Here is a 1,370-nt window from a genome sequence, read left to right on the forward strand (position 1 = left end):
GATGAAGGTTTTTCGATGCGGGCCACTGCGCGAGGTTTCGGCGAGGGACTGACCTTGGCCCGCGTTGACAAACCTCTCAAGGAGGAAGCCGTGGGATGCTGAGTGTGACCTATGGGGAAAGTGCGAGGCCGCTGTAGGTTTGTTTGGGCCTTGGCGTGTCTGTCGAATGCATTTGAGGGGGCTCAGAGGTCATGGGTGACATGATTTTGGCGTTGATAACGGTCAGCATCGGTACGTTTTCCGTGCTTCGGTTCGTTCGGCGCAGCAGAATGCTCCACCCGAATGAGGCGCATAAGGGAGCGGGTGTTATCCATTTTGACGGACATCTCGTCATGCAGCGGCCTTTCGTGGTGGCGCACGGGTCTGTGGCTTTTGCCCCCGCCTGAAGGTCTCGATGATGCGCATCTGGCCACCGCAATCGGGGCATGGTTCGCGGAGCGTAAGTGGGATGATCTCTGCGGTTGGCGGATTTTCGTTTTTGACCGGTTCTGCCCCAAGTAACGCGCGGGCCTTTGCGATGTTGGCCTTGCGGGTCGCGTTTGCAAGCAATCCGTAATGGCGGATGCGGTGGAACCCGTCAGGAAGCACATGGATCAGAAAGCGGCGGATGAACTCACCCGTCGCCAGCCGCATCACCTTTTGGCGCTCTCCATTTTTGATGCGATAGTCTTTCCATCTGAACGCAACAGTGGTGGCATCGGCGCTGACGATGCGGCTGTTTGAGATGGCCACACGGTGTGTGTAGCGACTGAGATAGGCCAGCACAGCCTCGGGGCCACCGAAGGGTGGTTTGGCGTAAACGACCCATTCGTTTTTGCGCAGCGGGGCCAAATACGCAGCAAAAGCCTGCGGTTCTGATAGCCCAGCTAAATCACCAAAGAAGTTGAGTTCTCCTTCACAATGCAGAGCCAGCAACCCTTCGATAAACAAGCGTCGAAACAGTCGGGATAAAACCCGCACATGCAGAAAGAAGCCCAGCTTACACGCGACCCAGCGGTTGCCGTCTTTCGACAACCCACCGCCCGGCACGATCATGTGGACGTGAGGATGATGGGTGAGAGCCGATCCCCAGGTGTGCAGCACGCTGGTCATACCGACCCGCGCGCCCATGCGCTTAGGATCGTCGGCGATGGTGGTCACTGTCTTCGCTGACACGCGGAAGAGCAGGCCATAGACAGCGCGCTTATTCCAGTAGGCGATGCGTGCGATCGCGGCTGGCAGCGTGAAGACCAAGTGGAAGTATTCCACCGGTAGCAAATCTTCTGAACGCGCGGCCATCCAGTCTCGGGCTGCGGGTCCCTGACACTTTGGACAGTGCCGGTTTTTGCAGGAATTATACGCAATGTGCTGATGGCTGCACTTGGTGCAGC

At 57.7% G+C, this 1,370-nt stretch carries 1 protein-coding gene; it reads right to left on the reverse strand.

The features are described 5' to 3' along the window. Positions 1 to 330: 330 nt before the first annotated feature. Positions 331 to 1,370, reverse strand: a 1,040-nt coding sequence (locus B9P63_RS18755; RefSeq protein ID WP_085311679.1) for an IS91 family transposase, incomplete at its 5' end; no start/stop codon positions are given.

The sequence above is a fragment of the Planktotalea arctica genome (genome assembly GCF_002105285.1).
Lineage (GTDB): Bacteria > Pseudomonadota > Alphaproteobacteria > Rhodobacterales > Rhodobacteraceae > Planktotalea > Planktotalea arctica.